The following is a 23,593-nucleotide window of genomic DNA, read 5'->3' on the forward strand; positions in this document are numbered from 1 at the left end:
ACGGAAAAATGGACGCCCCCAACGCGCCCATTCTTGCGGTATCACCGTTGAGCTGCCGGGTCCGGCCCCTCGCCCCCAGGCCCCGCAGCTCACAATCTTGAGATTGCCCCAATCGGTGTACATACCCATGGTCCGCTGTGACCCGCAGATATGCAATGGTGTGGACCGCTTTGTAGCCGAAGTTACTGACAGGATGTTCCCATGACGCAGCTCCACGCCTTGGTTGTTTACGTTCCCGAGACCGACACTCCAGCCGTCCTGAAGGCAATCGGGGACGCTGGTGCAGGGCGGATCGGCGACTACTCGCATTGCTCATTTACGTCACCGGGCACTGGCCACTTCACTCCCCTGCCGGGCGCACAGCCGTTCATCGGCGACGTCGGAACCAGCGAGCAAGTGCCGGAAACCCGGGTTGAGTGCGTGGTTGAGGAGGACGTGCTCGAGGCCGTTGTGCTCGCTCTGCGCGCGGCTCACCCCTACGAAGAGCCGGTTTTCATGACGTGGCCGGTGCGGGGGTGGCGGTGATCCATAAGTGCGCGTCAGGCGAAAATGGGCATTCGCCCTGCAGCCAACTCACCATTGATTACTGCGATCTCATCGGCTGACAGCAGCCTCACTCCCTCGCCAACGGCATGGTTAGAAACGGTGGCCCAGTCCACGACGTCGGACCAGCACCATAGCGAAACTCCAGCTTGGATGGCTGGGCGAGGGAATGGAAAGCCGGCCTTCCGGTCGCCAGCGACCCAGAGGGCGACAGCCTGCCTGGTTGCACCCAGCCGTTCAGCAATTTCGCTCCGGGTGACGTAGTCGAAATCGACGGACTGAACCTTCCCTCCGAGATCGTGGACCCGGGAAACAAGGCGGCGCGCAGCCTCTGTACCGCTGGGGGCATCTTGGAGGAAAGTCACATACGGAACGCCGGCCAAGCGGGAAACTATCGCGTCGAGTTGCTCCACGAGCAAGTCTTCAACGTGCTCCGAAAGTTCCCCGAGGCGGAGACGTACTTCGAATGGCTGCTCCGTGGTCATGGTTTCAGCATAGCCCACCCTGTTGACAACTGACAACACCTAACGCCGCCCCCTGAGCAATTCATGCTGACCTGGACACCGACGCGCGTCGCGGGCAAGAATCTTGGCTCGCTGGCTCGAGTTCCCAGGAGTGCCTTCAACCCTTAACTGCGCGCCGTCAGATCCGCAGGGGCAATACATGTAGAACTTATGACCTTGCCGCCTTAACCTCCATCCGGACGAGGCGAGGACACGAACCACGGCGAGCACGTCCTTATGAATCTCACTGGACACATCCCTTGGATCCACCCAGTCCCCGCTACCCATCCCGCCCCATAGTCCCGCCCTCTCAAATGAACATCTCAAGTAGTGCGAGGTTTACCACCCAGCCCCGACAAAATGTGGGCGCCGACCAGCCGCCGTCGAGCGTTTTCCACAGCCCTCTGCGCCGATTCGAACCAATAACCAAGTTCAGGTAAGCTTGTCGACGGCCCCTCATGTGGCGTCATCCTGTTGAACTCCCCCAGGACCGGAAGGTAGCAAGGGTAGATGGGCTCTGGCGGGTGCATGAGGGGTCTCTTATTTAAAATGTCAGTCCCTATAGGTAGGTTTCACTTGTGACTGTTACAACTGCCCTGTATCGAAGGTATCGCCCGGACTCTTTCGCGGACGTTATCGGGCAGGAACACGTCACCGAGCCCCTGATGACGGCCCTGCGGAAGAACCGCGTGAACCACGCGTACCTCTTCTCCGGCCCCCGCGGCTGCGGCAAGACCACCTCCGCGCGCATCCTGGCCCGTTGCCTTAACTGCGCCGAGGGACCCACCGACACCCCCTGCGGCAAATGCCCCAGCTGCATCGAACTCGCACGCGGCGGCTCCGGCTCCCTGGACGTTATTGAGATTGACGCAGCCAGCCATGGTGGCGTGGACGACGCCCGCGATCTCCGCGAGCGCGCGACTTTCGCCCCGGTGCGGGACCGCTACAAGATCTTCATCATCGACGAAGCCCACATGGTCACGTCGGCTGGTTTCAACGCCCTCCTGAAGATCGTCGAAGAGCCGCCGGAACACATCAAGTTCATCTTTGCCACCACGGAGCCGGACAAAGTCATCGGCACCATCCGCTCGCGCACTCACCACTACCCCTTCCGGTTGGTTCCGCCCGAACCGCTCATGAAGTACCTTGAGCTGCTCTGCCACCAAGAGAACGTTCCCGTGGCTCCGGGCGTGCTTTCGCTCGTCATCCGTGCCGGCGGCGGTTCCGTCCGCGATACCTTGTCCGTGCTGGATCAGCTCATGGCGGGCGCGGGACCCAACGGCCTCGACTACGAGCTCGCCGTCGCGCTTCTCGGCTACACGCACGCTTCCTTGCTGGACGACGTCGTGGACGCCGTCGCGGCCGCCGATGCCGCAACTGTCTTCCGCGCCGTTGACCGCGTCATCCAGACCGGGCACGATCCCCGGCGCTTCGTGGAAGACCTCCTGGAGCGCTTCCGCGACCTCATCATCGTCCAGGCAATGCCTGAGAGCGCACAGGCCATCCTCCGCGGCGTGCCCGAGGACCAGATTGCCCGGATGTGCAACCAGGCCACAAACCTGGGCGCTGCGGAACTTTCCCGCGCGGCGGACGTCACCAACACGGCGCTCACGGAAATGACCGGAGCCACCTCCCCGCGACTGCACTTGGAACTTCTCTGCGCGCGGATCCTGCTGCCCAGCTCCGAGGAAACAGAACGGGGCATTGCGGCCCGGATCGACCGCGTGGAGCGTCGACTGAATTACGCGGGCGACGCCGGGATTCCGGCTGTCGCTTCCGGCACGCCTTCCGCTGCGGCTTCTTCATCGGCGGTTGCACCCGTTGCCCAGTCCGCCCCCGCGCAAGCGCCGGCGGCAGCCGTATCGGTCGCGACGGCGGCTCCAGCATCTGCACCGGTTCAGGCACCTGCACCTGCAGCAGTTCAAGCACCTGTACCTGTGTCGGAAACGTCGTCTGCGCCCGTGTCGCGGGAGCCACTCTCCGCTCCGCGCGTCTCGACCAACGACTGGCCCGTGGACGAGTCGACGGCTGCACAGCGTCCTGTCCAGACTGCTCCTTCGCCGAAGCCACCCGCTGCGACGGCCCCTCCCACCGCACCGCAACCGGCTCCGCAGACTGCACCCGCCTCGCAGACCGCACCAGCTTCGCAGCCAGCCCCGGCGTCCCGGCCAGCGCCAGCCACTGGTGGAGACGTCGAAGCTCTCCGCCGCGCTTGGCCCGAAGTCCTGCAGACGCTGACCAAGATCAAGCGCAGCACCTGGGCCTTGGTTGAACCGAACGCCCAGGTGGCACAGTTCGACGGTCAAGTGCTGACACTCGCCTTCACCACCGCCGGGCTCGCCGGTGCCTTTGGGCGCGCAGATCACTCCGAGAACCTTCGCCAGGCAATCCATAAGACCATCGGCATCGACTGCCAGATCGTCGCAGTGGCCGGCGGCAACAGCTCAGCGAGCTCTGAGCCAAACCCAAAAGCACCTACTAGCCGGGATCTTCCGGCGTCACCTGGCACCACATCACCGTCGACATCACAGTCGGCGGCCCCTGCCCCAAGCCCGGTGTCAGCAGACCCGGTGTCAGCAGGCCCAGTGACGGCAGTCCCAGCGCCAGCTGTCCCGGTGCCGCACGTGCCAGTGCCAGCCTCGGCCCTGCCCGCCCCGGCCCCGAGTCCTGTTTCGTCAGTCGACTCTGCCTGGGGCTTGGCACCCGCCACCCCTGACGCAGCCACGCCTGTTCCGGCCACTCCTGAGGCACCAGTTGCAGCTGCCCCGGCTCAAGCCGAACGCACGGCGCCGGCACCCGCCGCTGCTGCTTCGGCGCCGGTTGCGCCGCCTAGGGAAGTTGCGGCTGCCGGTGTTGCGCCGGAACCTGCCGCGTCGGCGACGCCAGAACCTGCGCAACCGGCCGCATCAGTACCCATCCATCCGGAGACGCCAGCGCCAGCTCCCGCGCCAGAGTCGACCGGAGATTACTCCTACCCTGACGAGGATTGGGGTCCTCCGCTCGACGAAGATGCGCCGCCGTTGGACGAAGAACCGCCGATGGATTGGGAACCGTCACCCACTTCTTCCGGTCCAAACACCGCTCCGGCGCTGGCTTCCGCTGAACATCCGGCTCCGACAGGGTCATCGCAGCCAACCCCTGACCACCAAACCCCAGGGCAGAACACCCCCGCGCAGCACCCCCCGGCATCGGCGGCCAATACGGCCACCAAATCCGCAGAACCGGACGCTTCCCACGACCCGTGGTCCAGGGCAGTAGAACAAGCGCCCGGCACGTGGGTGGTCGGGACCGCATCCAACGTGGGCGCCAGGCCAATGGCCTCGGTCGATGCCGACACGGGCGTGTCGAGCAACCCCGATTACGAACCGGCCACGGCGCAAGCCCCAGCGGATAGGCAAGCGGCGCAGACTCCAGCGAACACGGCGGATGCAGCAGCCCCGACGTATGGCCACCTGACCAAAGCAGAACAAAACGGCTCGTCGGGCTGGGACGTCGCTCCGGCGTCGAGCTGGCCCGGCACCCTCCCAACGCAGACAGGTGCCCAAGCGCCTGCAGCGTGGCCCACTACAGCTACGGAAACCCAACACGCCAGTGGCTCCGTCGCGACGCTGGAGGAGGGCACGCCGTCGGGCGGTCCTTCGGCCCGTCAGAGCCTGTACCAGCGCTTGACCAACAGTCCTGAAGCCCAAGCCGGGCGGGTGCAGGCGCCTGTGCGGACCCAAGCCAGGCCTGAGCCGGCACCGGAGGACATCCCCAGCCCGGAGGACGAGACCATCGAGGAATCGAGGGTCTTTGGGCGGGCTGCCGTGGAGCGTATTCTGGGCGGAAAGCTGATCGAAGAGCGCGCCTTGGACGGTTCTCCCCTGCAACCCCGCTGATCACAGCATTGATACCAAACAAACGAGGACATTTTGTACGAAGGTGCAGTTCAAGAGCTGATTGACGAGCTCGGCCGGCTTCCCGGTGTGGGCCCGAAATCGGCACAGCGCCTGGCGTTCCACATCCTTGAGGCCGATCCCGAGGATATGAAACGGCTCGTTACGGCCATCACCACGGTGAAGGAACGGGTCAAGTTCTGCACTGTGTGCGGCAACGTCACCGAGCAGGAAATGTGCAACATTTGTCGCGATCCGAGGCGGGATCCGTCGGTCATTTGCGTGGTTGAGGAATCCAAGGACGTTCTTGCCGTAGAGCGCACCCGTTCGTTCCGTGGCCGGTATCACGTGCTGGGCGGAGCCATCAATCCCATCGCTGGCATTGGCCCGGAGCAGTTGCGGATCCGCGAACTCCTCACACGGCTCAACGACGGCGCCATTCAGGAAATCATCATCGCTACGGATCCCAACCTTGAGGGCGAGGCCACTGCTACCTATCTGGCCCGCATGCTCAAATCGATCGGGATCACCGTCACGCGGTTGGCTTCCGGCCTGCCCGTGGGTGGGGACCTGGAATACGCCGACGAAGTTACGCTGGGCCGGGCGTTTGAGGGCCGCCGGAACGCACTGACGTAAGCCGGCGTGACGATAACCAGCGCCCTGGCAGAAGCACCAAGGCAGCCACAGCTGCTTGAATCGCGAGGCCGGTGAGGGCGACGGGTACCGACGGCGCAAGCTGATCGCTTGATTCCCCGCCGATACAAGGAGCATCCCGGCTGGGTCCATCGGCAGCCCATTGCAGGCCGGACAACACCCATGCCAGTTCATGCTCCCTGGGGAGTGCCTCCGCGGCGATACTGCCGAAGAGCAGAACGGGATTGGACGCGGCCAGCCAAGCCACCCGCTCTGTGTGGGCTACCTCCACGGGGCGGAGACTGCCCACGCACTCGTACGCAGTGATCCGACCGGCGTCGTCCCGCTCCACGTTGATAGGCACTGACGCTTGATCCATCACCGCAGTGCCGGGGAGCAGCGCGATCATGGCCGCTACATTGCCCAGGCACAGGAACGCCACCAGCGCCGCAGCCAGGGCACCACCTGCCGCCGTTCGGGCCGAGCATGCGCGAGCACCAGCGCCGATGAGTCCAAAGAGCACAACTTCAAGGACAACAACCACGACGGCGGCACCCGCCACTGCGATCGGCCCGCCGACGCCAGCGCCCACCACGAGCAGCAAGATGCCTGACGGCACTGCGAAGACCGCCCCGCGGAAGAATCCGGCGAAAAGCGCGCCAAGGAAGGTTCGAGCGATTTGACGGAAGCCCCAGACTGCCCCGAGTAGGGCAGAATCGACTGCCATCAATCCGGCCATCAATATGTAGATGGCGCTTGGCAGGCTCGATTCAAACCAACCGTTGGCTTCGCCGAAGGCCACCACAGCTGCGGCCATCGCCCAGGCCAGAATCAATGCGGACGCGCAGGCCACCCAGAACCACCACGATCGCAAGGACGTGCGGCAGTCATCCCAGGCCTCCCGCACAGCGGCGCCAAGAATGTCGGCGATCCCAGGTTGATGGTTCAGCCTGTGTTCACTCCCCGCGGTCCCGTCACGCCGCGGAAACCGGTCGTCGATCACGCCGCCGGCAATCACTTCGTAGTCCGATTCGCTGCGCGCCGGGCCGGGATCGTCCGGGTCCTCAGGAACCCTGGCCATGGCACCACGCAATGCTCATAAAAGGGATCGTACGCCCGGCGACCTGCTGCCGATACAGACTGTGTGGCCGCCATGTGGTCACAATTCCTGTGGGGACACAACACGGCGATAAACTGACCAAATAAGCTACGCAGGCGTGCTCAAATTTGGAATTTGGAATTTGGTATGCCGCGTTCGAACCCTATTGATGCAGTGAGGGTGCGCGCATGACTATGCCCACTACCGAAGTGAAGATCGAAGAGCTCTCCGACGGAGCTGCCATTACCAAGCAGCTGATCGTTCAGAAGTTCGGCGGTTCCTCGGTTGCCGATGCTGATGGCATCAAGCGGGTCGCTCAGCGTGTTGTGGATGCGCAGAAGGCCGGCAACGAGGTTGTGGTTGTTGTTTCCGCCATGGGAGACACCACAGACGAACTCCTGGACCTCGCAGGGCAGGTCACGGACTCCGCTCCTGCCCGCGAAATGGACATGCTCCTTTCCGCCGGAGAGCGAATTTCCATGGCACTGCTTGCCATGGCCATCAACAAGTTTGGCGCCTCCGCCCAGTCCTTCACGGGCTCCCAGGCAGGCATGATTACCGACGGCATCCACGGTAAAGCCCGGATTATTGACGTCGACCCGCACCGCATCCGCACCGCCCTGGACAAGGGACACATTGCGATCGTGGCGGGCTTCCAAGGCATGAGCCGCAGCACCAACGAGATCACTACGCTGGGCCGTGGCGGCTCCGACACTACGGCTGTCGCGCTGGCTGCAGCGCTCGAAGCCGATGTATGCGAGATTTACACCGACGTGGATGGCATCTACACAGCCGATCCCCGTGTTGTCTCGTCGGCCCAGAAGATCGACCGCATCTCCAGCGAGGAAATGCTGGAACTCGCTGCTTCCGGCGCCAAGATCCTGCACCTCAGGTGCGTCGAGTACGCCCGCCGTTTCGGCGTGCCGCTGCACGTCCGTTCCTCATTCAGCCAGCACGAAGGCACGTGGGTCATCCCGGGCGCCGAAGAAAAGTTCACGATTCAAGAGGGAGTTGCCTTGGAGCAGCCAATCATCTCCGGCGTTGCACACGACCGGTCCGAAGCCAAGGTCACCGTTGTAGGCGTTCCGGACATTCCGGGCAAGGCCGCTGCAATCTTCCAGGTGATCGCGGACGCGCACTCGAACATCGACATGATCGTGCAGAACGTGTCCACCCACGGCACGGGCCGCACTGATATCTCGTTCACGCTCCCAATCGTGGAAGGCGCCGATGCTTTGGCCGCCCTGCGCGCAGCTGAAGGCCAGATCGGCTTCGAGAGCATCGAATACAACGAGCACGTTGGCAAGCTGTCCCTGATCGGCGCGGGAATGCGTTCACACCCCGGCGTTTCGGCAACGTTCTTCAAGGCCCTCTCCGACGCCGGCATCAACATCGATATGATCTCCACCTCGGAAATCCGCATCTCGGTTGTCACGAGTGCAGATGCCCTGGATGACGCCGTCCGCGCCATCCACGCTGCATTCGAGCTCGACGGCGATGCTGAAGCTACCGTTTATGGCGGCACCGGCCGCTAGTGTCACCGTAGTAAACGAACCCGACGACGGCGAGTACCGCCGTCGAGGTTTACCAGGAAGGACCGGGGCACGCGCCCCGGTCCTTCTTTTCGTTAGCCTTTGATACGCTCCGCCGGAGCCAGCAGGACGTCGATGAGCTGCCTTAGTCCCTCCGCCATGTCCACGTCTTTGTCATAGAGCCACTGCAACTGCAGGCCATCGAACGCCGCAACAACCAATCTGGACAGAATGGCTGCGTCAACGTCGCTCCGGACTTCACCGGTTTGCTGCCGGCGGGCGATGTCTTCACTAATGCCTTGCACCACGTTTTCGTACCGCTCTTTGAAGTAACCGTGGGAGTCATGTCCGGGATCATTGGCTGTGGCCGATGCGACAGCGTACAGGGTGGTCAGCCCTGGCTCGTGCCGGTTCCGCTCGGCGATCGGCGGCATGAGGCTAAGCCCCACTTCTTCCTGGCCGACCACTGCTATGGACCGCCGGTCGCGCTCTGCCAGGACTGCGGTGAGGAGTTCCTGCTTGCCCTTGAAGTAGTGGAAGAGGGTGGCTTCCTTGACCCCAACGAGTTCCGCCACGCGCTTGAGCGCAGTCCCTTCGAAACCTTCGGTCGCAAAGACGTCCGTCGCCGTCTGGATGATCTGTTCGCGGCGTTCCGCACCCTTCGCGTATTGCCCGCGGGCCTTGGAAGTAGACATTGAGTCAGTCTATTTCACCCATCAAAAACCAAGTCACCCTAGATTTATTACCTGAAAATCTAGTCACACTCGATTTTTGTCGCTAAAGTCTCCTGATAAGACCCAACGGTGGGTCGTTGAGTTCATCAGGAGTCAAGTAAATGAACCCCTCACTCTCGCAAGCAGTCCTGGCAACAGGCGTCTCCGACGCCGAAGAGCGCATCCGGGAGCTCGCACAGAGCCTCTCCCTGGAGCAGCAGATCCAACTACTGACGGGAGCGGATGTCTGGTCCACCCACGCCATCCCTGAAATTGGACTCAGTCGCGTCGTCCTGTCCGACGGGCCTGCGGGCGTCCGCGGCGAAGACTTCGACGAGCGCCACGACTCAATCTCCCTCCCGTCGTCGTCGGCCCTGTCCGCAACGTGGAGCGTTGAAACTGCTCGCCGCTACGGGCAGGTTCTCGGTCAGGAAGCCCGCCGCAAGGGCGTCCACGCCGTACTCGGCCCCACCATCAACCTCCATCGTTCACCCTTGGGCGGCCGTCATTTCGAATGCATGAGCGAGGATCCGCGGCTCACAGCGACCATGGCCGCCGGGTACGTTGCCGGAGTGCAGTCCATGGGCGTAGGGGCGACTCCCAAGCACTACCTGGCCAACGAGGCCGAGACGGAACGCTTCACTTCCGACTCGGTAGTGGACGAACGCCCGCTGCGGGAGCTCTACCTGGCAGCGTTCGAAGACGCCATCACGGAGGCTCGGGCCTGGCTGGTCATGAGCTCGTACAACTCCATCAACGGCACTACGGCGAGCGAAAACAAGCTGCTTGAGACCCCGCTCTCCACGGAATGGGGCTTCGACGGCGTAGTGGTCTCCGACTGGACGGGTGTGCGTTCCGTCGATGCCGCAAATGCCCACCAGGACTTGGAAATGCCGGGGCCTGTAGGCCATTGGGGACCCAAGCTTCTGGCCGCCGTCAACGATGGCCGCGTCAGCCGGGAGGCCATCCTGGAAAAGGTCACCCGCATCCTGCGCCTCGCTGCCCGCGTCGGCTCCCTCGAAGGCTTCGAGCCCGCGGCCACTGAGCTCCCCGCCAAACTGGACGGGGCCGCCGTCGCGCGTGAAGTTGCCGTCCGCGGCGCCGTGCTGGTCCGCAACGAAGGCGGCATCCTGCCGCTGGACGCCGCGACGCTGAACAGCGTTGCGGTGATCGGTCACAATGCTGAAGAGGCAAGAACGCAGGGCGGCGGAAGCGCCACCGTGATGCCCAGGTACACAGTCTCGCCACTGGAGGGGCTGCGGAATGCACTGCCCGACGGCGTCCGTGTCACGTACGCGCGTGGCGCCAAAGTGGCCGAGGGGCTTCAGGCGTTCCCCCGGACTTCACTGCACAATCCGGTCTCCAACGTCCCGGGGATCCGCGTGACGTTCCTCGCAGAAGACGGCACGGAGATCTCGGGCGAAAACCGCCTGGCGTCACACTTGATCTGGTTCGGCATCGGCATCCCGGAAGGCGCTGCCACCATCCGGATGGAAACCGATTGGACAGCCGATTCTGCAGGTGTCCACCACCTCGGAGTGGGCACAGTGGGGCACATCCGTCTCTCATTGGATGGAGCAGAAGTCTTCAACGACGAGATCCAGGACGACACCGACGTCCTGGGTGCTGCGCTGTTCGATCCGCCCAAGACTGTTCACGCAATAGAGACCGCGGCCGGCCAGTTGGTGCGTATCGAGGCCGAATACCGTCTGCCCAAGGAACAGATCATCCCGTTCACGGCAATCCTGCTGGGCGAAGAAACCGTGGTGGCGGATCCTCAGGCGGAGATCGACGCCGCAGTGGAAGTCGCCCGTGTTTCCGATGTAGCTGTGGTGGTGGTCGGAACAAATGCCGCCATCGAATCAGAGGGCTTTGACCGTAAGGACCTGGACCTCCCCGGGTTCCAGAACCAACTCGTGGAGGCTGTCGCCGCGGTCAATCCACGCACGGTAGTGGTTGTGAACTCCGGTTCACCAGTGGTGATGCCATGGCTCGAGAAGGTAAACGCGGTGCTGCTGGGCTGGTTCGGTGGACAGGAGTTCGGCAACGCGATTGCAGACATCCTGCTTGGCGCCGAGGAACCTGGCGGCCGGCTCCCTACAACGTGGCCGGCAGCCCTTGAAGATGTCCCGGTCCTGAACACCACCCCCGTGGACGGCAAAGTGGTCTACTCCGAGGGAATTCACGTGGGCTACCGGGCGTGGCTCAAGCAGCAACGCTCCGGCGCCCCTGCTCCGGCGCTGCCTTTCGGCTTCGGACTTGGATATACGACTTTCGAGTTTGGCACCGCCCACACACCGCAGTCCGTCACGGCCGGCAACGATGTGGTTGTGCACGTAGCGGTGAAGAACACCGGCACGCGTACGGGACGTGAAGTGGTTCAGGTCTACCTCGAGCGCACCGATTCCGCCGTGGAACGCCCGGTCCGTTGGCTTGCAGGCTACGCAGGAACCCACCTTGCACCAGCGGGGACTGACAGCGTTGAAGTCCGCATCCCGGCAAAGGCTTTTGCGCACTACGACGGCGGCTGGCAGTTTGAGCGTGGAAGCTTCCGGATGCTGGTGGGTCGCCATGTTTCGGACAGCTTCCAGACTCTGGACATCGAGGTGCGGTAATAATAGAGGGCAATTGGCGCGGCGTGGCGGCCTTTTTTGGGCCGCCACGCACGTGGTTTTCGCCACAAGCGCCGAATCTGGGGTATGGTATGGAATTTTCATGGCATGCTGTACGTTGCATACCCGGTAACCCCCTAACACGAAGAGGCATCAAAAAGTGGCAGCCGACTACGACGAACTCCGTACCGATGTAAAAGAGAACCAGGAGCAGTCCCTCCAGGCGCTCCAGTCCGCCAGCGCCCCCACGGCCAAGAGCGTCGTTCTTGAACTCGACGAAACTGACGGCCTGGACGCCAACGGTCCCGGCGGCGAAATCGTCGCTGAAGAACTCATTATCCAGGTCATTCCCCAGGCAAACGACGAGTTCACTTGTCACTCGTGCTTCCTGGTCCGCCACCGTTCGCAGATTGCACGCGAAAAGGATGGCGTCGCCTACTGCACTGACTGCGAAGGCTAAAGACGACCACCACCCCGGCGGAACATGAATCGTCAGGGAGTGCCGCCGTCGGGATTAATTGCGGAAGGACCGGAGCACACGCTCCGGTCCTTCCGCAATTAACTACTTGTCGCCTGCTTCGTCCGCGCTCTCCTTGTCGGGCTGGGACTTATCGGGGTGGGACTTATCGGGCTCGGATAGTCGCTCCTCGTCGGTGTATTCAGGTGCGACCACCGGGGAAAGAGCATCACCAAGGAGGCCGGCGGCCTCCCTGCCATCCTCTGGAGCAGGCCGGTCCGGCGACTTGTCGTCCTCCAGCGGAGTGTCCGTCATAGCCCGCCTCCTTGTCCGCCGATCATCTTCTGGCGCCGATGGTTGCTCACCCTGAGTTGAAGGATCCGCGCACCGCCGGCAAGCGCCACCAGCACGCCTCCTCCAACAGCTGCGATGAACAGCGTGGTGCCGAGGGCGAGCACCCCTTCCAATCCGAAGAACCGGACGGTGACCATGTCCTGGTTCTGAACGAAGAACACGATCAACAGGACCAACACCACCAGGCCCACAGCTACGGCTACCCAGATCGCAGCAGTTCGTGTGGGCCGGGAACTGCCCGGTGCCACCCGCCGCTGTGTGTGATCCGCCCGTCCAGAACCTCCCCGGGCCAGTGCGGCATCATCTTGAGCGCTCATTGACAGTCCCCTCATTTCCCAGAACGTATGTGTGCCCATCACATGTCCGTGCACTCATATAATAAGCATGCTTATAAGTGGCTCAACAGTGGGCGGACAGGAAGGAGCGGAATAAGGAAGGACCGGAGTTCGCGGTCCGGTCCTTCGGTATTTGGGTGCCGTTGTTGCTGTCGGTCACAGTTACTACTAGTCACAGTTACTGGTGGTCACACGCTGTAGTCAGTTGAAGTTGGCCCGGGATCGTTGTTCCGGACAGCGTAGTGATGACCTTCCGAATCGGTCTCAACGTCGAAATTCTTCAAGTCTTCCTCGGAAGCCGTTTCGAAGTCGTCGTGTTTGTGCACAACAGGGGCATCCGTGTCCCCATGGGTTGCCGGTCCGAAGACGGACTGCAGCCGCTCGGTCACGTGCTGAAAGTTTTCCAACTTGCGTCCCATGTTCTTCCACCTCCTTTCAACGGGAGAGAGAAAAGCGGCAGGACGGCGCATGCCGTACCAGTACGCCAATTTTACGCCCGCGGGCCGGAAAAGGAGCGGGATCCCAACCGGCGAAAAGGCTCTAGCGCAGCGACTTATCGTCCGGATTGCGGGGAACCACGTACGTGCTGCCGTCGGGGCGGCGAACGGTTTCCCATTGCTGGGTCTCCGCTTCGCGTTGGGCCAGGAGCCTGCGGTTGGCCTCGGTCATTTCGTGATCGATGGAGCTGCTGTGTGCCGGGCCAAAGATGACCCTCAGCTTTCCCGTAGCGCGCATGAACTTCTGGGTAAAGGATTCCTTTGCCACGCGGATCGACTCCTCTTTTAGACGGCTCAACAAGTTCATAGTACGCTAACTATTAGTGTACTAACTAATCGGATGGGAAGGCAGCCATGACCCAGACCAGCGAGACAACCCAAACCAATGAGACTAGCCAGACCAACGAAACTGACGACCTCCTTCTGGAACGCCAGCTGTGCTTCGCGTTGACAGTTGCCTCCCGGAGCGTGGTGGGTATCTACAAGCCCGTCCTCGAACAGCTCGGGCTGACACACCCGCAGTACCTTGTGATGCTTGCACTCTGGGAGCGGAGCCCCAGGACACTTAAGGACATTAGCGATAGCCTCCTCCACGAACCCGCCACTTTGTCGCCACTCCTGCGCCGGCTTGAGGAAGCGCAGCTCATCACTCGCGAGCGCGTGCCAGGCAACGAGCGCGCGCTTGCCGTCAAGCTGACGGAAAAGGGAGCAGCGCTTCGGGACCAGGCAACGGCGGTTCCTGATGCAATCCGGGAGCGCCTGCAACTCAGTCGCGAGGACGTGGCCGAACTCCACCAGGCCATGACCGGCCTCATCGCGGCAACCCAGCGGACGGCAAACTAGCTGGCGGCAACCCAACGCAACGGGCACCGAGTGCAGCGCCGCCCGAGTCCCGGCTCAGCGCGCCAAGGTGAGAATCTCAGCCCCGTCGTCGGTGATGGCTATCGTGTGCTCACTGTGGGCTGTCCGGCAGCCTGTGGCGCTTCTCAGCGTCCACCCGTCGTCATCGGTAACGAGCTCGGCGGTGTCCGCCATAACCCAAGGCTCCAGCGCCAGCAGTAGTCCCGGGCGCAATTTGTATCCACGGCCCGGCCTCCCTGTATTGGCGATATGCGGGTCCTGGTGCATCGTCGATCCGATGCCATGACCGCCGAACTGGGTATTGATCGGGTATCCGGCTTCGCTGAGGACCGAGCCTATGGCATGGGAGATATCACCGATGCGGGCGCCGGGTCCGGCCACGGCTATCCCTGCGCTCAAGGCCCGCTGCGTTGCGTCGATCATTGCCAGGCTGTCCGAGGGCTTTGAATCGCCCACTATGAAGCTGATGGCAGAGTCTGCGGCGACCCCGTTTTTGGAAACGGCGAGGTCCAGGGACACCAGGTCGCCGTCTGCAAGTGTGTAGTCGTGAGGCAGCCCGTGGAGGACGGCGTCGTTGACGGACGTGCAGATGTAGTGCCCAAAAGGGCCGCGCCCAAAGGACGGCGAATAGTCGACGTAGCAGGATTGGGCCCCGGCATCGATGATCATGGCTTGAGCCCACTGATCGATCTCCAGGAGGTTGACGCCTACGGCGCTGCGGCTTTTCATTGCCTGAAGAATGTCGGCAACCAGGGCACCAGCCTCCTTTGCCCGATGCAGTTCGGTGCGGTTCAGAATCTCGATCATGCGGCGCCTTTCCCATTCAACCAATAACTATCCCGGCCATATTATCCCGGTATTACAATTGGAGCCATGGTCAGATTGCCACTCACAGCTGAAGAGGTCGAGCGCGGACAGCGTCTCGGCGCCATTTTGCGTCGCGCCCGCGGAGGGCGCTCCATGCTGGAAATTGCGCTTGAGGCCCAGGTTTCCCCGGAGACACTCCGGAAGATTGAGTCCGGACGTGTGGCAACCCCGGCATTCCAGACCATCGCAGCGATCGCCGATGTCCTCGGGCTGTCCCTCGATGAGGTGTGGGCAGGGATCAGCCAGCCCGAAAGCATTGCCGCACCGGCATAAAATGGCAGCCCAAGGAGATTCCATGCGCTCGCGCCTCGTCCGCCCCCTCATAGGAGTCCGGCCCCTCATAGGCGTCCGGCCCCTCATAGCCGTCCTGGCCCTCATTGGCCTGGCCGGCTGCTCGGGCACCCCCGCCCCGGGTGGGTCGAGCAGCGCTGCCTCCGCGCCGGCGTCGTCCGTCAGTCCCGGCGACAGCACCGTGCCAACAAGCCCCACGCCCTCCAAGCCAACACCCACCCAAGTGCCCACAACCCTCGGCCCCGAAGACACAGCACCGGACCCCAGCCTCCCGGGAGCGAAGCCCACTCCAGGACAGGGAAACGCTGAACTCTCCATCACGGTTCTGGAGTCCGCCAGCGCAGCACCGCAGAATTACACGCTCGTCTGCGTAAACGGCGCCCCGGCGGCCGAAAGCAAACACCCCACCGCGAACGCGGCCTGCACGGCACTGAAGAACAACCCTTCGCTGCTAAGCCACGCACCCATTAGGAGCGACCAAGAGTGCATCCAACAGTTTGGCGGTCCGCAAACAGCCAAGGTGACCGGCGCCGTTGACGGTATGGAAGTCTCCGCTTCCTTCAGCCGCACCGACGGTTGCCAAATTGCCTTGTGGGACGCGGCCAGCGCCATCATCGGTTCCAGCGGTGGAGCAGCTTAGGCCGCAGCACCTCCCCCAAGAGCACTGGCTCGGGATGGAGGCCGCCCATCATGCACGCGTCGCCCGCTACGCCGACCCCTATTTGGCCCGCCGCTCGGCAGGAAAGAAACATCCCGTGGAGGACTTCCTCTTCACGTATTACACCCAGAAACCCGGCCAATTGCTGCGCTGGCATCCCGGCGACGGCGTGGTGCTAAGTGGCGAGCGTGCCCTTGAGCGCGCCAACTGGAAGTTCTACCGCATGCTCGACGACGGCGACCTCGCCGCCGTCGGACTGCCGCCTGGTACGCCCGCGGTCAACTTTGACAGGGACAGCTTCATGGCCCAACGCGCCGAAGCCGTCAGTTTCGCCGGTATTATCCTCAAAGGCACCGCGAAGCGCCCGGGTCAGTTCGGCTGCTTCGGCCTCCATGAGTGGGCCATGGTGTACCGGCAGGAGAAATTCGAGTTGCGGCACGAGTACTTGAAACTGCGGCTTGGCGGGGACGGCACTGACACCGTGGTGGAGCAGAACCGTATCCGCTGTTCCCACTTCGATGCCTTCCGCTTCTACACTCCGGACGCCGTTCCGTTGAACGAACTCACGCCCACCCGTGAGAACCAGCGCACCATGGAACAACCTGGCTGCCTGCACGCCAACATGGACCTGTACAAGTGGGCCTACAAACTGACTCCGGCGCTGCCCAGCGAGTTGGTGATGGACTGCTTCGAACTGTCTTGGCGGATCCGGACCATGGACATGCAGGCATCCCCTTACGACCTCGAAGAATGGGGCTACCCGCCCATCAGGATCGAGACACCGCAGGGCAAGGCCGAGTACGTTGAGTACCAGCGGGCTTTCGCGGCCGAATCCCAGACGCTGCGGGCCCGTGTGCTTCAGGCAATCGAACCGCTTCTTTAGAGGAGCGGGATGGTCCCCCGGGACTCCTGCCGCCAGCACCCGCCGCCACCAGCGAAAGGTAACCATGGTTTCTCCCGACAACAGCGAGTACGACGTCGACCTCACCGTCACGCTGACAGAGGCACCTGGCGCCGCGCCCACTGAGTTCTTCTTGCGGTCCGCACAAGGCATTCTGTCTCCGGAGCCGGACTCGATCGACTCGAACCTTCCGGACGCGACCGCGGCCCTTGCCGCCGTCGAGCAGTTTGGTGAGGAAGTGTTCTTCCCGGTTCCGCGTCCGGACCGGATCTGTACGCAACAGTACGGCGGCCCGCAGGTGGCCCTTGTGACAGGTTGGTTCCGTGGGCGGAAGGTCCACAGCAAGCTCAGCCGGACCGATGGCTGCGAGATCGCACGCTGGCGCGCCATGGCACCACTCCTGGGCGGCGCGGGAGGATCCACCGGCGCGGTCTGACATTGTGTGTGCAGCTGACGCCCTTAACAGGGCGTCAGCTGTCCACACATTCCTCGAACGAGCTAGCTCGCGTTATTGCTTTGCGTTGGCTCGTCTCCGCGGATCTTGTTGCTCTTCTTTTCCTTCGTCGGGTTTTCGTCATCCGGAACAACCGCGGCACCGCCAGGACTCACCACTACCGTGACGAAGCTGGGCTCGCTGGTGCCCTCGAACGTCAGGCGTCCAATGTAGGAGCCTGGCGTCAGGTTGGTCCAGTTCAGCGAGATGGTGCCCGCCTTGCCGTTGGCGAGGCGGATCGGGTTGGGCGTCACCGTGGCGTTGCCCTCGTTGGCCCCCAGGACCGCGGCATCAACTGTTGCCTTGGTGGGCTGATTGTTGGGGCTCGCGTAAAGGTTGGCGAAAACGTAGTAGTCGCCCGGCTCGGGATCGGGCACGGTGACGGATTCGCTGGCCGAGGCCGTCGCGGACGGGAGCTGCTGACCCGTCGGGGTCAGCACGAGCATGTCGAAGTCCGCGGCTTCGTCGGAGGATATGACCGAGAACTTGGCCAAGGCACTGTTCTCCCCCACCGTCACCTTCTTGACGAAGTTCGAGGCGTTGGTCTCACCGGCAAAGGGGCCCGGAACCAGTTCAACTGCTGAGGAATCCGCCTTGGACAGGCCATCAACCGTGACTCCCACCGGTGCGTTGGTGCCGGAGACGATGTTGATGGCTGCCGAGCCGTTGGGGCCCGTTCCCGTGAATGCCATGGCCTTATCCGCGATGACAGACTGCGGACGGACGGCAATGGGCGAGGTGACGGTCTTGTTTGCGCCCTGCCAGCTCAGTGATCCCATGGCGAACTTACCCAAGGCTGCATTGTTGTTCTCGAACTGCACCTTGAACGTCTTCTTTTCACCCGCAGCGCCAAAGTTCAGCACGGACGGGGTGACCTTGACGTTGACGCCGGGAACGTTGACGGAGGCGCGATACAGACCGGGCGTCAGCGCGGTAACAGTGCGCGTGACCTCGATCTTGCCGGCCAGGTTGCCCAGCGCAAACGAGGGAACGTTCATGTCCCGCGGCAGCGTCGAGCCCAGTCCCGCAATGCCGAGGTCCATGCCGGTACCCTGAACGAATTTGAGGTAGTCCTCAGTTGTGGCGTCGTAGACCAAGCCGGGGCTGAGGACCTTTGCGGGATCCACCTGGCCTGCGCCGGTGGCGAAGACATCCTTGTTGACGGCCCCGTTGGCCAGTTTCACCGGACCGGCTGTGGTCATCATGGCCGATTTCACGGTTGCCGGGGACCACTGTGGGTTTTTGGACAGGATCAGGGCGCCGAAACCAGCCACGTGCGGGGAAGCCATGGACGTTCCGGACAGGAAGCCAAAGTTGTCTCCACCGGTTCCGATGGGCGAAACACCTGCGAGGATGGCGACGCCGGGTGCTGATACGTCGGGCTTCAGGAGGTCTGAATCCGTTGCCAGCAACGGCCCGCGGGACGAGAATCCGGCGATCTGCGGCTGCGCCTCGGCAGGCAGGCCGGTGGTGTCGTGGTTCAGCAGGGACACAGTGATGGTGGGGTTGGCCGTCACCTTGTCCTTGATGGCCTGCGTGGCGGGAGGGTTCACGTGGACAGTGGGAACAGCATGCTTGTCCGTGTCCAGCGATGACTCCGTCAGGTTTACCAGGATCATTCCGACGCCACCGCCTCGAAGGACCTCCGCGCTCTTCGCGGTGCGGTCAACCACGCCACGGTCACAGACAACAACCTTGCCGGATACCTTGGCCGGATCCAGCGAGCCGGGAGCACACAGCGCTGCGTTGCCTTCACCGCTTGCAGCGTTGGTGGAAAGCACGACGCCGGCCCCGCTCACCTCGTGGTTCATGATGCTCGCTCCGCGGAATTTGCTGCCATCGGAGAATTCGATGGTGCCTTGCAGTTCCTGCGAGAAGGAGGTGGCAGCCACAGTGGTCAGCCAGGGTGCTCCGTGGTTCACGGTGCTGGCGGTTGGTCCGGAGTTTCCGGCGGAGGTGGCCACGAAGATCCCGGCCGATGCGGCTGAAAGGAAAGCCAGCGACACGGGATCGGTAGTGGATGTGGTGGAACCGGAGATGGAGTAGTTCAGCACATCCACGCCGTCCAGGATGGCCTGTTCAATGGCATCCACCGAAGCGGAACCGTAGCAGCCGCCCGTCGTGGGATCCGTGTCTTCCCAGCAGACCTTGTAGATGGAGAGCTTGGCGGCAGGAGCGATGCCGCTGGTGATGCCGAAGCTGCGGCCGTCCACCACGGCGTCGACGTTGCCGTTGCCCGCCGCAGTGCTTGCTGTGTGGGTGCCGTGGCTGTCCACGTCCACGGGGGAGATGACTTCCTCGGGAGCACGGTTTTCCGGGGGAACACTTCCCAGGAAGCCATCCGCGAAGTAGTGGGTGCTGAGGACCTTGGAGTTGCAGGCGCTGCCGTCATAGCTGGCGCCTGTGTCCGTCCCGGGCTGGCATTCGCCAACGAAGGTGTCGCCGTCTGCCTTCAGCATGGCGATCTTGCCGTCAGCGGTACGGTACGGGACGCCTACCTGCGGGTCTCCGACCAGCGGGCCGACGGGCTCGCCTGCGAAAAAGGGATTGGAGGGCGTGTATCCGGTGTCGATGACACCAACAACGGTGCCCTTGCCGGCGTTCTCCTGGCCTCCGTATTGCGTTGCCCAGGTGCCGTTGGGGCCGCTAAGTTTCAGGAAATCAGTGGTGGAGTAGTCAGGTGCGTACTGTGTGTCCGGTGCGACCATCAAGACCTTGGGGTCCTTGGCCAGGTTGATGGCCTGCTCTGCCGTCAGGTTGGCGCTGAAGCCGTTAACGGCGGTGGTGAAGTCACGTTCAATGGTGACGTTTTCCTGCTGCGCGACTTCCTGCTGCGCCTGTTGCAGGTGTTCCTGATATTCCTTCACCTCCACGCTGGCGGATTCGAGCTTCTTGCCCTCGTCCGGCTTGGTGGGCGCAAGGCCCGGCGTACCGCCGTCGTAAGTGGCCGCAGGCTTTTCTGCCAGGACAACCATGTATCGGCCGTCCTTGTAGGCGCTGGGGTCAAGGTTCTTCTTGGCCACGCCTGCCTGATTTCCGGCCACAGTCTCCGGCGAGGGAGCTGCCTGGGCCGGCAACGCCACGGAAGAGAGCAGCAACGGCAAGCCCACGGCGAGAGCCGCTGCCTTTCGAAGCCCCCCGCTTCTGACGAAGCTCTTTCCTTGTGATTTCACGAGTGATAGCACCTTTCACTGAGTGAGGCCCGGGCTCCATCGCCAAGGCCTGTCAACATGCGAATGGCTGCGTTCGTGACAGTTCTTGTCAAAAATGCGCAACCAGTCGAGTCACAGATTACAGACTGATAGCAAAATATGACATACAGCACACTTCAGTGAATTTGTCTTGTGTCCGCGACAAGTTCACGTCACATGACGGCGGACCACAGGACACTCCCGTGGTCCGCTGCAAGTCCTGCCCTAGCGAAGGGTTACGAAGCCTCCAAGACTCTCCCACGCTTGGGTTTCATTGTTGAGAACGGTCGTTTCGGCGCCATCGCCCTTCGCCTCCCTCAGTCCGTACTGGTACCCGGCGATGGAGTATTCGTGGAGGTTTCCGTCTTTGGCCGCTTGGGGTTGAAGGAAAACGATGTAGTCCTTGCCAACTTCGACGTCGATGTCGTCAGTGATCTTTGCCTGGATGTACTTAGCGTGGGTGGGTTTCTGACCCCCATTCAGATCCAGCATCTTCTGCTGCTGGGCCGGATTAAGGGTGTTCCAGTAGTCGTCATAGCTGACGGTCCCGCCAGCACGCGAATAATTCAGCTGGGCACCAGCCTCAATGTCCCCCTTGTAGACCCCGCGGACCGACATTTTCCCGAAGGTCTTCGGGAAGACATATTGATTGGAAATCGGGCTGAACGATCGTCCTCCATCGATTGAGTCGATGTGCACGCGGGCAACGAGAGTGTACTTATTGAATCCATAGAATGGATCATTTGCTTCCCAAAGAAACTCAACGTCGGTCCCAGCCTGCTGTATTTCGTCTATCGGGATGTTGGCATAGGCATCGTTCGAATTCGGAGGTGCCGACTGCTCCACCTGCTGACTTGATTCAGAAGCAACAGGTTTGGTTGGTTCCGGGGCGCATGAGGACAGGCTGTTAACCAACAGCGTGGCCGCAACCACGAAAAGCGCACTTGCCTTATTCATTTTTGCCCCCGCGTAACAGATAGAACATGACTGTCTTTTATCCGAGGGTATAGGTACATGCCGACATACCTTTTCAACGATGGAGTTGCAGTGAAAATCCTCGTCCCCCACACCATCAACATGGACCTCTCCGACTCCGGCGAGGACGTGTTCGTTTACCAGGCGGATGAGCCCGTTCCGGACGAGCACGTTGATGCGGAGGTCCTGGTGGCCTGGCAGAACACGTCGGAGAATCTGGCCGACGCCGCCCGAAGGATGAGTCAGCTCAAACTCGTGCAGACCCTGGCAGCCGGACCGGATTCCGTGCTGGCAGCGGGCTTTGCGGCCAACGTGTCCATCGCCTCGGGTCGCTCACTTCATGACGGTCCAGTGGCTGAGCACGCCTTGGCTCTCACGCTCGCCGCCGTGCGGAGGCTGGACCTTCTGTTCGAAGCCCAAAAGTCCGCGAGGTGGGACCAGGCCTACAACGCCGCTCAGGCCAGTGCGGAAACGGAACAGCTTTACACGCTCGACGGCGCGAACGTCACCATTTGGGGGTTCGGTTCCATCGCGGGACGACTCGCTCCCATGCTCGCCGCGCTGGGGGCAAACGTCACGGGTGTGGCCAGCTCACGCGGGGAACGCTATGGCTTCCCCGTCGCTGCGGCGGAGGAACTTCCCGAAATACTGCGAACCACGAATGTGCTGATCTCGATACTGCCCGCCACCCCCGAGACCACCGACGCTTTGAGCGCTGAACTCTTGCGTTCACTTCCGGCGACCGCAATTTTCGTCAACGTTGGCCGCGGGGCAACCGTTGATGAAGACGCCCTGGTTGCCGCCTTGCGCGAGGGCCACCTGCGCGCCGCGGCATTGGATGTCACCAAGGAAGAGCCCCTGCCCGCAGACTCCAAACTCTGGTCGGCACCGAATGTCATCATCACACCGCACGTGGCGGGCAACCGCCCCAAGGGCTCAGCCAAGCTGGTCCTTGCCAACGTGTCAGCACTCCGGGAAGGCCGGGCCTTGACCAACCAGGTGTCCGGCTAGCGCCAAGAGGCATCGCGCGAGCCGGAAATGACGAAAAAGTGGGCCCGTCCGGGAGGACGGACCCACTTGCGTGAAAGATAAAAGTCAGGCGTGCTCGTAGGTCAGGCAGTCGGCAGCCTCGCGGCCGGGGCCGACCTTGACGTCGTGGGCCTCGCACATGAGGTTGTTGTTGTGAACGCATTCGGACCGCTGGCAAGCACCTACGTGGGCAAGGACCTTGGGAAGGCCGCCCATTGCGTTGGTGTCGATGAACGTGGCGCAGGAAGCGTGGTCCTGGGTTCCACCAATGGTGATTCCAAAAGCAGTACATCCATCATGGTTGAAGCCGCAGCTGCCAACGCTACAGGCGGATACTTCGGCAATGTGGTCGGTCATTGTTCCTCCTGGTTGGATCCGGATTTAACGAAGGGCCTGAACCCCGCGTGTAGTCCCTAAACTACGCCGCCTTTGACGGATTTAACCGGAAGGAATAGCGCATTTGCACGTGCGCTAATGCCGCTGTTTGCCTGGTGTGCGGAGCGCGTCGCTGATCTTCGCGCGCGTTTCCTTATCCAACGGGGCTGTCACGTGGTGTTCCCTCGCCGCCCTGTCAGCCTTGATTTTCTGGATGACCATCCGTCCCAGACCCGCAAAAACAGCTGCGGCTACGACGCCCAGCACCATCGACCTCGGTTTCTCCGCCATGCCCCAATCCTAGTGACGGGCGCCATGCCCGGCGAGTGCCGCCGTCGGGCTTTCATTGCCCCAAATTTGCTGGGGATCGGCGGGGGGTCCTCGCGGAATCCGGCTGAATAGGGTATGCGCGCCGGTCCCGGTAAGATAGGTGTGCAAGCTCGCGGAGCGCCCCCACGCTGTAGAAACCCAGTTGACCGGCGTGAGACGGCAACCTCCGCGGCAGCCTTATTTAAGGTTCACCCAACTCACGCACAGGAGTTACCGGATGCCCCGGATCGTCGTTGACGTCATGCCCAAGCCCGAGATTCTGGACCCCCAGGGGAAAGCCATCGTGGGTGCACTGCCCCGCCTCGGCTTCAACAGCTTCAGCGCAGTCCGTCAGGGCAAGCGTTTCGAACTGACAGTCGACGGCGAGGTGACCGACGCTATCCTGGCCCAGGCCCGTGAGGCCGCAGAGACCCTCCTGTCCAACCCGGTGATCGAGGATGTTGTCAACGTCGAGGTCGTCGAGGCCTGA

At 62.5% G+C, this 23,593-nt stretch carries 25 protein-coding genes and 1 other RNA gene; 14 read left to right on the forward strand and 12 right to left on the reverse strand.

Translation table 11 applies throughout. From position 1 onward, the window contains the following. Window positions 1–201: 201 nt before the first annotated feature. Window positions 202–525, forward strand: a complete 324-nt coding sequence (locus tag ACTAQJ_RS13355) for a hypothetical protein (RefSeq protein ID WP_498696755.1) — start codon at window positions 202–204, stop codon at window positions 523–525. Window positions 526–539: 14 nt separating this feature from the next. Here the strand turns inward: ACTAQJ_RS13355 and ACTAQJ_RS13360 are convergent, their stop codons facing one another. Continuing rightward, window positions 540–1,028: a hypothetical protein gene (locus ACTAQJ_RS13360; protein WP_498696758.1), complete on the reverse strand. Its 489-nt coding sequence runs from the start codon at window positions 1,026–1,028 to the stop codon at window positions 540–542. Window positions 1,029–1,493: 465 nt separating this feature from the next. On the opposite strand from ACTAQJ_RS13360, the gene ffs reads away from it, so the two are divergent. From ffs to recR, 3 genes are all read left to right on the forward strand, one after another. Then, an RNA gene (gene ffs, locus ACTAQJ_RS13365) (signal recognition particle sRNA small type) lies at window positions 1,494–1,590 on the forward strand. Window positions 1,591–1,624: 34 nt separating this feature from the next. Beyond that, window positions 1,625–4,924: a DNA polymerase III subunit gamma and tau gene (locus ACTAQJ_RS13370; protein ID WP_498696760.1), complete on the forward strand. Its 3,300-nt coding sequence runs from the start codon at window positions 1,625–1,627 to the stop codon at window positions 4,922–4,924. Between the two features lie 33 nt (window positions 4,925–4,957). Next, window positions 4,958–5,557, forward strand: a complete 600-nt coding sequence (gene recR / locus ACTAQJ_RS13375) for a recombination mediator RecR (RefSeq protein WP_216921891.1) — start codon at window positions 4,958–4,960, stop codon at window positions 5,555–5,557. Here recR and ACTAQJ_RS13380 read toward each other — a convergent pair. After that, on the reverse strand, window positions 5,511–6,635 hold the full coding sequence (locus ACTAQJ_RS13380; protein WP_498696761.1) for a hypothetical protein: 1,125 nt from the start codon (window positions 6,633–6,635) through the stop codon (window positions 5,511–5,513). The genes recR and ACTAQJ_RS13380 overlap by 47 nt on opposite strands. 206 nt (window positions 6,636–6,841) lie before the next feature. On the opposite strand from ACTAQJ_RS13380, the gene ACTAQJ_RS13385 reads away from it, so the two are divergent. Further along, a complete protein-coding gene (locus ACTAQJ_RS13385; RefSeq protein ID WP_431118123.1) occupies window positions 6,842–8,188 on the forward strand; it encodes an aspartate kinase in 1,347 nt (448 codons plus the stop codon). A 92-nt stretch (window positions 8,189–8,280) separates the two neighbouring features. Here the strand turns inward: ACTAQJ_RS13385 and ACTAQJ_RS13390 are convergent, their stop codons facing one another. Then, window positions 8,281–8,880, reverse strand: a complete 600-nt coding sequence (locus tag ACTAQJ_RS13390; RefSeq protein WP_431118122.1) for a TetR/AcrR family transcriptional regulator — start codon at window positions 8,878–8,880, stop codon at window positions 8,281–8,283. Between the two features lie 140 nt (window positions 8,881–9,020). On the opposite strand from ACTAQJ_RS13390, the gene ACTAQJ_RS13395 reads away from it, so the two are divergent. Together ACTAQJ_RS13395 and ACTAQJ_RS13400 are read left to right on the forward strand one after the other, a co-directional pair. Then, entirely contained in the window at window positions 9,021–11,513 is a 2,493-nt protein-coding gene (locus tag ACTAQJ_RS13395) for a beta-glucosidase (protein ID WP_498696765.1), read from the forward strand. Between the two features lie 157 nt (window positions 11,514–11,670). After that, window positions 11,671–11,970, forward strand: coding sequence for a DUF4193 domain-containing protein (locus tag ACTAQJ_RS13400; protein ID WP_498696769.1), 300 nt, complete (start codon window positions 11,671–11,673; stop codon window positions 11,968–11,970). A gap of 102 nt (window positions 11,971–12,072) precedes the next feature. Here the strand turns inward: ACTAQJ_RS13400 and ACTAQJ_RS13405 are convergent, their stop codons facing one another. From ACTAQJ_RS13405 to ACTAQJ_RS13420, 4 genes are all read right to left on the reverse strand, one after another. Next, entirely contained in the window at window positions 12,073–12,282 is a 210-nt protein-coding gene (locus ACTAQJ_RS13405) for a hypothetical protein (RefSeq protein ID WP_498696772.1), read from the reverse strand. Beyond that, on the reverse strand, window positions 12,279–12,638 hold the full coding sequence (locus tag ACTAQJ_RS13410; protein ID WP_498696775.1) for a LapA family protein: 360 nt from the start codon (window positions 12,636–12,638) through the stop codon (window positions 12,279–12,281). The genes ACTAQJ_RS13405 and ACTAQJ_RS13410 overlap by 4 nt, the downstream gene beginning before the upstream one ends. Window positions 12,639–12,844: 206 nt before the next feature. Next, entirely contained in the window at window positions 12,845–13,075 is a 231-nt protein-coding gene (locus tag ACTAQJ_RS13415; protein ID WP_431118115.1) for a hypothetical protein, read from the reverse strand. 121 nt (window positions 13,076–13,196) lie between these two features. Beyond that, entirely contained in the window at window positions 13,197–13,421 is a 225-nt protein-coding gene (locus ACTAQJ_RS13420; protein WP_498696778.1) for a hypothetical protein, read from the reverse strand. An 86-nt stretch (window positions 13,422–13,507) separates the two neighbouring features. On the opposite strand from ACTAQJ_RS13420, the gene ACTAQJ_RS13425 reads away from it, so the two are divergent. Further along, on the forward strand, window positions 13,508–13,996 hold the full coding sequence (locus tag ACTAQJ_RS13425) for a MarR family winged helix-turn-helix transcriptional regulator (protein WP_498696780.1): 489 nt from the start codon (window positions 13,508–13,510) through the stop codon (window positions 13,994–13,996). Window positions 13,997–14,050: 54 nt separating this feature from the next. Here ACTAQJ_RS13425 and map read toward each other — a convergent pair whose 3' ends face one another. After that, window positions 14,051–14,821, reverse strand: coding sequence for a type I methionyl aminopeptidase (map, locus tag ACTAQJ_RS13430; protein WP_498696782.1), 771 nt, complete (start codon window positions 14,819–14,821; stop codon window positions 14,051–14,053). A 66-nt stretch (window positions 14,822–14,887) separates the two neighbouring features. Here map and ACTAQJ_RS13435 point away from each other — a divergent pair, with 66 nt between their 5' ends. The 4 genes from ACTAQJ_RS13435 to ACTAQJ_RS13450 all read left to right on the forward strand — a co-directional run bounded on the left by ACTAQJ_RS13435 (window position 14,888) and on the right by ACTAQJ_RS13450 (window position 17,167). Next, window positions 14,888–15,154: a helix-turn-helix domain-containing protein gene (locus tag ACTAQJ_RS13435; protein ID WP_498696784.1), complete on the forward strand. Its 267-nt coding sequence runs from the start codon at window positions 14,888–14,890 to the stop codon at window positions 15,152–15,154. Between the two features lie 22 nt (window positions 15,155–15,176). After that, window positions 15,177–15,812 (forward strand): serine protease inhibitor, encoded by a 636-nt coding sequence (locus ACTAQJ_RS13440; protein ID WP_498696786.1) that lies wholly within the window; start codon window positions 15,177–15,179, stop codon window positions 15,810–15,812. Window positions 15,813–15,846: 34 nt separating this feature from the next. Continuing rightward, window positions 15,847–16,713 carry a 3-methyladenine DNA glycosylase gene (locus ACTAQJ_RS13445; protein ID WP_431120102.1) on the forward strand — a complete coding sequence of 289 codons (867 nt, stop codon included), beginning with the start codon at window positions 15,847–15,849 and terminating at the stop codon, window positions 16,711–16,713. Window positions 16,714–16,777: 64 nt separating this feature from the next. Then, window positions 16,778–17,167 carry a serine protease inhibitor gene (locus ACTAQJ_RS13450; protein ID WP_498696788.1) on the forward strand — a complete coding sequence of 130 codons (390 nt, stop codon included), beginning with the start codon at window positions 16,778–16,780 and terminating at the stop codon, window positions 17,165–17,167. Window positions 17,168–17,229: 62 nt separating this feature from the next. On the opposite strand, the gene ACTAQJ_RS13455 is transcribed toward ACTAQJ_RS13450, so the two are convergent. Both ACTAQJ_RS13455 and ACTAQJ_RS13460 read right to left on the reverse strand, forming a co-directional pair. After that, window positions 17,230–20,397, reverse strand: a complete 3,168-nt coding sequence (locus tag ACTAQJ_RS13455) for a S8 family serine peptidase (RefSeq protein ID WP_498696789.1) — start codon at window positions 20,395–20,397, stop codon at window positions 17,230–17,232. Between the two features lie 243 nt (window positions 20,398–20,640). Next, window positions 20,641–21,372, reverse strand: a complete 732-nt coding sequence (locus tag ACTAQJ_RS13460) for a hypothetical protein (protein WP_498696791.1) — start codon at window positions 21,370–21,372, stop codon at window positions 20,641–20,643. Between the two features lie 90 nt (window positions 21,373–21,462). On the opposite strand from ACTAQJ_RS13460, the gene ACTAQJ_RS13465 reads away from it, so the two are divergent. Further along, window positions 21,463–22,401 (forward strand): phosphoglycerate dehydrogenase, encoded by a 939-nt coding sequence (locus tag ACTAQJ_RS13465; protein ID WP_498696792.1) that lies wholly within the window; start codon window positions 21,463–21,465, stop codon window positions 22,399–22,401. Window positions 22,402–22,485: 84 nt separating this feature from the next. Here ACTAQJ_RS13465 and ACTAQJ_RS13470 read toward each other — a convergent pair whose 3' ends face one another. Next, complete coding sequence (locus ACTAQJ_RS13470; protein WP_018779990.1) at window positions 22,486–22,776, reverse strand: DUF1540 domain-containing protein; 291 nt, start codon at window positions 22,774–22,776, stop codon at window positions 22,486–22,488. Window positions 22,777–22,890: 114 nt separating this feature from the next. Further along, a complete protein-coding gene (locus ACTAQJ_RS13475) occupies window positions 22,891–23,085 on the reverse strand; it encodes a hypothetical protein (RefSeq protein ID WP_431118106.1) in 195 nt (64 codons plus the stop codon). Between the two features lie 256 nt (window positions 23,086–23,341). Between ACTAQJ_RS13475 and purS the strand changes: the two genes are divergently transcribed. After that, window positions 23,342–23,593, forward strand: coding sequence for a phosphoribosylformylglycinamidine synthase subunit PurS (gene purS / locus ACTAQJ_RS13480; RefSeq protein ID WP_011773385.1), 252 nt, complete (start codon window positions 23,342–23,344; stop codon window positions 23,591–23,593).

The sequence above is a fragment of the Arthrobacter sp. alpha11c genome (assembly GCF_054149985.1).